7 protein-coding genes are annotated in these 9,456 nt (G+C 69.8%); 2 read left to right on the top strand and 5 right to left on the bottom strand.

The features are described 5' to 3' along the window. Positions 1 to 42 precede the first annotated feature (42 nt). Genes K9U41_RS19855 through K9U41_RS19835 form a run of 5 tightly spaced genes read right to left on the bottom strand, consistent with a single transcriptional unit; the run spans position 43 to position 4,921 of the window. On the bottom strand, positions 43 to 1,251 hold the full coding sequence (locus K9U41_RS19855; RefSeq protein WP_282642583.1) for an ABC transporter substrate-binding protein: 1,209 nt from the start codon (positions 1,249 to 1,251) through the stop codon (positions 43 to 45). A 53-nt stretch (positions 1,252 to 1,304) separates the two neighbouring features. Then, positions 1,305 to 1,889 carry an amino acid synthesis family protein gene (locus K9U41_RS19850; protein WP_282642582.1) on the bottom strand — a complete coding sequence of 195 codons (585 nt, stop codon included), beginning with the start codon at positions 1,887 to 1,889 and terminating at the stop codon, positions 1,305 to 1,307. Then, entirely contained in the window at positions 1,886 to 2,470 is a 585-nt protein-coding gene (locus K9U41_RS19845) for an amino acid synthesis family protein (protein ID WP_282642581.1), read from the bottom strand. Before K9U41_RS19845 ends, K9U41_RS19850 begins: the two co-directional genes overlap by 4 nt. Beyond that, positions 2,463 to 3,410 carry a UPF0280 family protein gene (locus tag K9U41_RS19840; RefSeq protein ID WP_282642584.1) on the bottom strand — a complete coding sequence of 316 codons (948 nt, stop codon included), beginning with the start codon at positions 3,408 to 3,410 and terminating at the stop codon, positions 2,463 to 2,465. The genes K9U41_RS19845 and K9U41_RS19840 overlap by 8 nt, the downstream gene beginning before the upstream one ends. Before the next feature lie 5 nt (positions 3,411 to 3,415). Further along, positions 3,416 to 4,921: a 6-hydroxynicotinate reductase gene (locus K9U41_RS19835; RefSeq protein ID WP_282642580.1), complete on the bottom strand. Its 1,506-nt coding sequence runs from the start codon at positions 4,919 to 4,921 to the stop codon at positions 3,416 to 3,418. A 319-nt stretch (positions 4,922 to 5,240) separates the two neighbouring features. Here K9U41_RS19835 and K9U41_RS19830 point away from each other — a divergent pair, with 319 nt between their 5' ends. Both K9U41_RS19830 and K9U41_RS19825 read left to right on the top strand, forming a co-directional pair. Next, positions 5,241 to 5,714: a (2Fe-2S)-binding protein gene (locus K9U41_RS19830; RefSeq protein ID WP_282642579.1), complete on the top strand. Its 474-nt coding sequence runs from the start codon at positions 5,241 to 5,243 to the stop codon at positions 5,712 to 5,714. Next, a complete protein-coding gene (locus K9U41_RS19825) occupies positions 5,711 to 9,259 on the top strand; it encodes a molybdopterin cofactor-binding domain-containing protein (RefSeq protein WP_282642578.1) in 3,549 nt (1,182 codons plus the stop codon). Before K9U41_RS19830 ends, K9U41_RS19825 begins: the two co-directional genes overlap by 4 nt. Positions 9,260 to 9,456 lie beyond the last annotated feature (197 nt).

Raw genomic sequence — 9,456 nt, 5'->3', positions numbered from 1 at the left:
CTCCCCGGCCCTCCCCCGCAAGCGGGGGAGGGGGAGACAACCTCAGTTCGCGGGGCGCAGCTTGGCGGCTTCGGCTTCCGGCGGCAGGTAGTCGGCGCCGGGCTTGAAGGTGAAGTTCACCATCACGCCCTTGCCGTCCTGCTGCGACGTGGTGCCGATATAGGCGCCCATGGTCGACTGGTGGTCGCCGGCGCGATAGACGATGTCGCCGAAGGGGGTGGAAACCTTCAGGTTCTTCATAGCCTTGACGATGCCGCCGGTGGTGTGGTCGTCGGTGGCCTTGAGCACCGCGGCGATGGACTTCACCGTCGAGTAGCCGACGATGGAGCCGAGACGCGGATAGTCCTTGTGGAGCTGCTGGTAGGCGTCGAGGAACGCCTGGTGCTCGGGGGTCTTGATGGCGTACCAGGGATAGCCGGTGACGATCCAGCCTTCCGGCGTCTCGGTCTTCAGCGGGTCGAGATATTCCGGCTCGCCGGTGAGATAGCTCACCACCGCGCGGTCCTTGAAGATGCCGCGGGTATTGCCCTCGCGCACCAGCTTCACCAGGTCGCCGGCGAAGGTGGCGTTGAGGATGGCGTCGGGCTTGGCGGCGTCGATGGCCTGCAGCACCGGGCCGGCGTCGATCTTGCCCAGCGGCGGCCACTGCTCGGCCACGAACTCCACGTCCGGGCGCTTCTTCTTCAAGAGTTCCTTGAAGACTGCCACGAACGACTGGCCGAATTCATAATTGGGGGCGATGGTGGCCCACTTCTTGGCGGGAAGCTTTGCCGCTTCTTCCGCCAGCATGGCCGCCTGCATGTAGTTGGAGGTGCGCAGGCGGAAGGTGTAATCGTTGCCCTTCGACCAGACGATGGCGTCGGTGAGCGGCTCGGCGGCGATGTAGACCACCTGCTTCTGCTTGGCGAAATCGGCCAGCGCCAGCCCCACGTTGGAGAGGAAGCCGCCGGAGATCATCACCACCCCGTCGCGCGAGACCAGCTCGTTGGCGGCGGTGAGGGCGTCGGCGGGCTTGCCGCCGTCATCCTTGGAGATGACGACCAGCTTCTTGCCCTTGATGCCGCCGGCGTCGTTGATCTCCTTCAGCGCCAGTTCCATGCCCTTGCGATAGGGCTCGGTGAAGGCGGGCAGCGCCGAATAGGAATTGATCTCGCCTACCTTGATCTCGCCTTCGAGCGCCTTGGCGGCACCGGAGGCCAGCATCAGGGCGGCGAACGTCGCCCCGAGTGTTACGCCGATGAGTTTCTTCATGTGCTGTTCCCCTCTGTGTCCGAAGTCCTGCACCACAGACCGCGCCGCCCAACTCAGCGCAAGCCGTCCTCACCCTTGATCTCGTCCGCCTTCAGCCCGCCGACCCGCGGCAGCGGCCGGCCGGAATCTGTCACCGCCACCGCCACCACGATCTCGCCCGCGCGGGGCGCATCGGAAATGCTCACCTGCATGCCGTCGAAATGGCTGCGCACGAAGGCAGCGTCCTTGTGTCCCAAAGGAATGTCCAGCTCCGCGCCCAGGCCGCCCCGTCGCTTGGACGAGGGGATGAGCGCCGCGCCCGTGCCGAGCACGGCGCGCACCGGCGCGCCCATTTTGGGATGCAAGAGCGCGGCCGCGTGCTCCAGCTCGCCGTTCTCGCCCACCAGCGCGGCCTTGCCGTAGCTCTGCGCCGCCGGCCCCTCGATGCCCAGCGCCGCCACTGCGCGGGCCGCCAGCAGGCCGCCCAGCTCCTCGCCCATGGCGATAAGCTCGGAGAGGTCTTCCACGTAAGTGCCGGCGAACGGGTTCTCGATCACCGCCACCGCCGCCGCCCGGCGGGTGGGCGGTGACACGGGACGGCCCATCTCGGTCGCCGTCTCCTCGACGATGGTGACGATCTTGCGGATTTTCGCGCTCATCGCAGGCCGTCCCCCTTCGAGATGTCCGCCGCCGCGAGGCCGCCCACGCGGGCATGGACGCGCGGCCCGCAGGTCATCACCAGCACCAGAGCGATCTCGTCGGCCCGGGGGGCGTCGGACACGCCGACTTCCATGGCGTCGAAATGGCTGCGCACATAGGAAGCATTGCTATGTGTCACCGGCACGTCGAGGCGGGTGCCCGGCCCGCCCACCTTCTTGGTGGAAGGCACGATGGCCAGCGCGTCGCCCAGCGCCTCGCGCATGGCGTAGCCGCCGGGCACATGCCACAGGGCGCCGTGCTCGATCTCGCCGGCGGCGCCCACGATGGCGCCCTTGCCGTAGCCGTCCACGGCAGCCGGGTCGCCACCGAGGGCAACCACCAGCTCCTTCGCCATGGCGACGCCCAGCGGCTTCAGATCCTCCATGAAGGGCGCGATGTCCTCCACGTAGCGGCCGGCATAGGGGTTCTCGATGACCGTGACGATGGCGGCGCGACGGCGCGGCTTGGCGGCGACGGGGCCGCCTTCGTGGAAGATCTCCTCCACGATCCGGACCTGCTTGCGGATCTTCACCTCAGGCATGAGCTGCTTCGCTTTCTTGTTGGCGGGCGAGGGACAAAAAAGGGCGGCCGGCAAACGTTCCGTCGGCCGGATCGGTGGAGACGCTCACGCCCTGCAGATGCAGCGCGGCGGACGAGATGAGGCCCCGCGCCACCAAAGCGCCGGCGCAGGCAAGGCCCTCGGCCAGCGCCTCGTCGATCTCGGCGGGGGAAAGCTGCGGCACGGCGCGCGTCACCTTCAGCGGGCCGAGGTCGCTATCGGGCTGCACGTCGCGGGCGGCGATGCGGGCGATGCCGGGATGACCGGGCAGGTTCACCGCATTGGCGATGACGGTCGCCGCCGCATCCGCCGCCGCGGCGGTGGGGGCGAGCACGGTGACGGCATCCGCGATGCCGAGGGAAAAGCTGCGCCCGCGCCAGCCCGAGGTGGCGATGCCGCGCACCGGGCTGTCCGCGCTCACCCGCGCCGTGCCGATGAGGCGGGGCCGATCCGGGCGATCCACGAGGCCGGCGACATAGTCGGCCCCCGGCGTCAGATGAAGGGCGATGTCGCCGCCATTATTCACATGGGCGCGGGTGATGCCGGGCAAAGCCAGCGCCTCCAGCACCTCTTCGCCCACCGCGCCGGCCACCGCCGCCATGGGGGTGATGAAGCCGGCCCGCGCGTGGGGCTCAACCGCCGCCCACATGCGCCGGGCGACCTTCCCCTCCAGCGGGCAGGCCCCCGCATAGGCGGGACGGCGCAGCAAGGGCAGTTCCGCACACAGCGCATCCAGCAGGCCGGTGAAGCGCGCCACCGCCGCGCGGTAGGCCGCCGCCACCTGACGGGGATCGCCGCTGGCCTCGATGACCAAGTCGATGGGACCATCGTTCAGATGCAGGCGGCGCCCGTCCGCAAGCAGCGCCACCTGCGGAGCGCGGGGCGGGGCTGCGACCGGGCTGGAAAGGGCAGCGGTGCGCATGGCCATCAGCCCTGCCCGCGGGTCGCGAGGGGCCAGGGATTGTCGCCGATGGGCGCCACTTCCCGCACGCTGTCGCGATGAAGGATCTCGCCCACCGGCTGCACGTGGTCCATGTGCCCGCCGAGCGCGGCGTAGGCCTCCAGCGTCAGCGTGAACTCGATGGGCGCCACCAGAGCCGGCGTGGGCACATAGCCGAAGGCATTCTCCGGCACCCGCATCACATCCACCATGAAGGTGATGCCGCCGCCCGGCCAGACATAGACCGGCGCGCCGCCGCAGGTGACGCGGGTGATGGCCTCCTTCACCGAGCGGGTGAGCCGCACCGGATTTTCCGTCACGCCCGCGCGCAGGGAGCCGCCGGCCCCGGCCATGAACAGCACGGAGGAGAGCGCCGGCTCACAATTCTCGCGGATGCGCTCCACGGAGGGGGCCAGATCCGCCGGGACCTCAGCCTCGCGCGGCACCAGGTTTTCGTCGAGCACATAATAGCCGAAATGCTCGCCGGTGGTGGACACCAGCAGCAGGCGCAGGCCCGGCCAAGCCGCCTTGGCATCGAACGCGCCGAGGATGGAGAGTGGATCGGAAATATTGGTGCCGCCCCAGCCCAGCCCCGGCTCGGCCACCTGGAAATAGCGGCCGGGGGTGGAGCGGCGGCCCTTCATGCGGATGCCGGTGTCGCGCACGCCCAGAAGCTTGCCGGCCTGATGCTCGGAGAGGACGCCGGTGATGTGGTCGTCCACCACCACCACCTCGTCCACCTTGCCGAACCATTGCCGCGCGAACATGCCGATGGTGGCGGAGCCGCAGCCCACCCGCATGCGCTCCTCCTGCCCGCCATTGACGATGGGGGCGTGGCCCGCCTGCACGATGATGGTCGCGCCCCCATCCACGGTGAGTTCCACCGGCTTGGCATTGCACAGGTCCAGCAAGGCCTCGCAGGTGACGCGGCCTTCCTTCTTGGCCCCACCGGTGAGGTGGTGGACGCCGCCCAGCGACAGCATCTGCGAACCGTATTCGGATGTGGTCACATGCCCCACCGGCTCGCCGGCCACGCGCACGGTGGCCTGTTCAGGGCCGAGGAAGCGGTCGGTGTCGATCTTCACCTTGACGCCGGCGTAGGAGAAGATGCCCTCGGTGACCACGGTCACCATGTCCACGCCGTTCACCTGCGCGGAAACGATGAAGGGGGCGGGCTTGTAGTCGGGATAGGTGGTGCCGGAGCCCACCGCGGTCACGAAGGTGCCGCCATCGGCCACGAGGCGCCCGTCCCAGTCGCCGCCGCGATCGAAGGGCACCACCTTGCCGCCCTGCTCCAGCGTGCGGTCGAGGATGACGTGGGGATCGACGCGGATCAGCTCGCCGGCGCGGTTGGCGTAGCGATCGCAGGCGCCGGTGTTGCCGGGCTTGATGTAGCACATGACCGGACAGGCATCGCAGCGGATCTTGTCGTCGCCGGCCGATGCGGCGACGGGGGTCTGGCCTGAGGCGTCGCCTTGAATGTTCTGCGCCATGGAGGGCGGGCTCCGGCCCCGGCGGACAGCCGGCGGGGCGATTTCGTTTTTCATATGTACACTAATGAAAAAGGAGCAGCCCGAAGTGTCAAGCACAAGGATGAGGCACGCCGCCCGAAGAGGCAGCAGACCTGTCCTATCCTTTTGCGGCCACAGGTTTATGACCTGTCTTGCGCCGCTTCAGGGCGGGTGGGCGCGCCGCGCATTTGTGCGCGGTGCGCGCTTGACGCCAGATCATTCGTATAGAAACAATCCAGACGCACGTGGCGCCTGCCGCGTCGCCTACACTGGCACGTCCGAATAGCGGACCGAAACGAAGATGTCCGAGCCGGTTCAACTTCAGGTGAATGGAACAGCGCACGCGTTCGCGCTGCCCCGCTCCACGCCCCTCGTCTATGTGCTGCGCAACGACCTGGGCCTCAACGGTCCCAAGTTCGGCTGCGGGCTGGGGGAGTGTGGCGCCTGCACCGTGCTCATGGACGGCGTCGCCGCCCGCTCCTGCGTCACCACGCTGGGCACAGCGGACGGGCGCGCCATCACCACGCTGGAAGGGCTCGGCACCCTTGAGGCGCCGCATCCCGTGCAGGCCGCCTTCATCGCCGAGCAGGCGGCGCAATGCGGCTACTGCCTGAATGGCATGATCATGACCACCGTCGCCTTCCTCGCCCGCAATCCCTCGCCCACGGAAAGCGAGGTCCGCGCCGCCCTGCGCTACAATCTGTGCCGCTGCGGGACCCATGTGGAGATCCTGCGCGCGGTGATGCGCGCCGCCCACGGGGAGGCATCCGAATGAGCGAGCCGCGCCCGGACAAGGACCAGATCCTCGCCGCCACCGGCAATCTCTGCGTGCTGCGGCCGGCGCAGTCCGTCGCCGGCCTCCAGCGCAGCACCATGCCACGGGACGGCGCCCTCGACCTGTTCCTGCTGGTGGACGACGCCGGCGCCGTCACCGCCTTCAACGGCCATGTGGACCTCGGCACCGGCATCCGCACCGCACTGGCGCAGATCGTGGCCGAGGAGCTGGACGTGGCGCTGGAGCGCGTCACCATGGTGCTCGGCCATACCGGGCTTGCGCCCAACCAGGGCGCCACCATCGCCTCCGATTCTATCCAGGTCTCGGCCCAGCCCCTGCGCCGCGCCGCCGCGCAGGCCCGCCACCGGCTGGTGGAACTGGCCGCCGAGACGCTGGGACTAGACGCCGACGCGCTGGAGGTGGAGGACGGCATCGTCCGCCCCCGCGACGGCGGCAATGCGGGCCTCGCCTATGCCGACCTGCTGAAGGGCCGTGCCGAGCGCCTGCTGCTCTCCGACGACATGCCGGTGAAGCCGGCCAGCGCCCACCGCATCGTCGGCCAGCGGGTGCCGCGGGTGGACATCCCGGCCAAGGCCACGGGCAGCTTCACCTATGTGCATGACGTGCGCGTGCCTGCCATGCTGCACGGCCGCGTGGTGCGCCCACCCTATGCCGGCATCGATGCCGGCGAGTTCGTGGGCAAGAGCCTCATCAGGGTGGACGAAGCCTCCGTCGCCCACATTGCCGGCATGGTGGCGGTGGTCACCATGGGCGATTTCGTGGGCGTCGTCGCCGAGCGGGAGGAGCAGGCCGCCGAGGCCGCCCGTCGCCTGAAGGTGGAATGGAAGCCCACCCCCACCCTGCCCGACCTCGACCACGTGGAGAACGCCCTGCGCGCCATCCCGGCCGAGAACCGGCGCATCCTGCATGAGCGCGGCAATCCCGACGCCGCCCGCGCGGCTGCCGCGCAAACCCTCGACCGCACCTATGTGTGGCCCTACCAGATGCACGCCTCCATCGGCCCGTCCTGCGCGGTGGCGGATGTGCGCGAGGATGGCGCCACCATCTGGGCCGGCACGCAGAATCCCTATCCCCTGCGCATGGATATCGCCCTGCTGCTGGGCCTGCCGGAAGAGGCGGTGGAGATCGTCCGCTTCGAGGCTGCCGGCTGCTATGGCCGCAATTGCGCCGACGACGTGGCCGCCGACGCCGCCCTGCTGTCGCGTGCCGTGGGCCGTCCGGTGCGGGTGCAGCTGACCCGCGAGCAGGAGCATGCCTGGGAGCCCAAGGGCGCCGCCCAGCTCATGCAGGTGAAGGGCGGCATCAATGCCGACGGCACGCCGGCGTCTTACGAGTTCAACACCCGCTACCCCTCCAACGCCGCGGTGACGCTGGCGCTGCTGCTGACGGGACGGGTGCCGGCGGACAATCCCGTGTTCGAGATGGGCGATCGCACCGCCATCCCGCCCTATGCCTACGACCACATGCGCGTGAGCGTGGACGACGTGGCGCCCATCGTGCGGGCGGCGTGGCTGCGGGGGGTCTCGGCGCTGCCCAACAGCTTCGCCCACGAGAGCTATATCGACGAACTGGCCGCCGCCGCCAGCGTCGATCCCGTGGATTATCGCCTGCGCCACCTCCACGACGAGCGCGCCGCTGAACTGGTGAAGGCCACCGCCGCCCGCGCCGGCTGGGAGAAGCGCACCGCCCCGCGCCTTTCGGTGGTGGAGGGCGACGTGGTGCGCGGCCAGGGCTTCGCCTATGCCCTGTATGTGCACTCCAAATTCCCCGGCTACGGCGCCGCCTGGTCCGCCTGGGTGGCCGAGGTGGAGGTGAACAGGCGCACCGGCGACGTGGCGGTGAAGCGCGTGGTGGTGGGCCAGGATTCCGGGCTCATGATCAACCCGGCGGGCATCGAGCACCAGATCCATGGCAACGTCATCCAGTCCACCTCCCGGGCGCTGAAGGAGCAGGTGACGTTCGACGACAAGGCCGTCACCAGCCGGGAATGGGGGGCCTACCCCATCCTCACCTTCCCGGAAGTGCCGGTGATCAACGTGGTGCTGATGCCGCGCCCCGATGATCCGCCTTTGGGCTCGGGGGAATCCGCCTCGGTGCCGAGCGCTGCGGCCATCGCCAATGCCATTTTCGACGCCACCGGCGTGCGCCTGCGCGAACCGCCCTTCACGCCGGACCGGGTGCGCGCCGCTTTGTCCGGCGAGGCCGCGCCGAAGCCGGTGAAGGAGAAGCGCCGCCGCCCGTGGTTCGCCATGGCCGGCGCAGCGCTCGCCGGGGCGCTGGGGATGGCGACGCTGGCTTTGCCCATTCGCGGCGCCATTGCGCCTATCGCGCCGCCCGACCCGGCCAGCTTCTCCGCCGAGATGATCGCGCGCGGCAAGATCCTCGCGGCGCTGGGCGATTGCGCGGTGTGCCATACGGCCGAGGGCGGCATAGCCAATGCCGGCGGGCGGGCGCTGCACACGCCGTTCGGCACGATTTATTCCACCAATCTCACGCCGGATGCGGAGACCGGCATCGGCGCCTGGTCCTATGCCGCGTTCGAGCGGGCCATGCGCGAGGGCATCGGCCGCGACGGGCGCCACCTCTACCCGGCCTTCCCCTACACCGCCTTCACCCGCACCTCCGATGCCGACATGCAGGCGCTCTACGCCTTCCTCATGTCGCAGGCCCCGGTGAAGGCGACGCCGCCCGCCAACCGCATGACCTTCCCCTTCAACATCCGCCCGCTGATGGCCGGCTGGAACCTGTTGTTCCTCACCCCCGGCCAGCTTCAGGCGGAGGCGGGGCAATCGCCCCAGTGGAACCGGGGGCGCTATCTGGTGGAGGGGCTGGGCCATTGCGGCGCCTGCCACACGCCGCGCAACCTGCTGGGCGCGGAAAAGGCCGGCGCGGCGTATCTCGCCGGCGGGGTCGCGGACGGCTGGGAGGCCCCGGCCCTCACCGCGCTCTCCAGGGCGCCCATTCCGTGGACCGAGGACGAGCTTTACACCTATCTGCGCACCGGCTTCTCGCGCTTCCACGGCACGGCCGCCGGCCCCATGGCGCCGGTGGTGCAGGAACTCGCCCATCTGCCGGATGCGGACATCCGCGCCATGGCGACCTATCTCGCCAGCTTCTCCGGCCCCGCCAGCGCGGATGCCGCAACCGTGGCGGCAACCCTGGAGGCGAAGGCCGACGAATCGCTGCGGCCCATGGACAGCGTGGGCGGCCGCCTGTTCGAGGGGGCGTGTTCCGCCTGCCACGCGCCGGACGGGCCAACCCTGTTCGGCGCGCGGCCGGCTCTGGCGCTCAACACCAATGTGTATGCGGCGCGGCCGGACAATCTCATCCGCGTCATCCTGGAGGGCATCCCCGCCCCCGCCGCGCCGGCACTGGGCGACATGCCCGCCTTCCGCGACAGCCTCGACGACGCGCAGGTGGCGGATCTGGTGCGCTACATGCGCGCGAAATTCGCACCCGAAGCACCCGCCTGGGAGGGGCTGGCGCAGACCGTGGCACGCCTGCGGGCGACGCCGACGCGGTAACCCTGCTGCGCCTTCGGCGGGTTCGTTGCGCTTACGTCCCGGCTCTCCTTCCACTGCGCTGCGCTCCGTTGCAGTCGGCCGGGACACGAAAGCACCCGTGTGTCCCGGACGCATGCAGCGCCAGCGGAATGCGAGCCGGGATCCAGCGCAAAAAGTCCGCCGAAGGCGCTTCCAGCCCCCGGCGCTCGCCCCCACCC

The organism is Xanthobacter autotrophicus, assembly GCF_029991245.1.
GTDB lineage: Bacteria > Pseudomonadota > Alphaproteobacteria > Rhizobiales > Xanthobacteraceae > Xanthobacter > Xanthobacter autotrophicus_C.
Note: the sequence above shows the minus strand (reverse complement) of the source record. Positions and strands in the feature narration are given on the sequence as shown.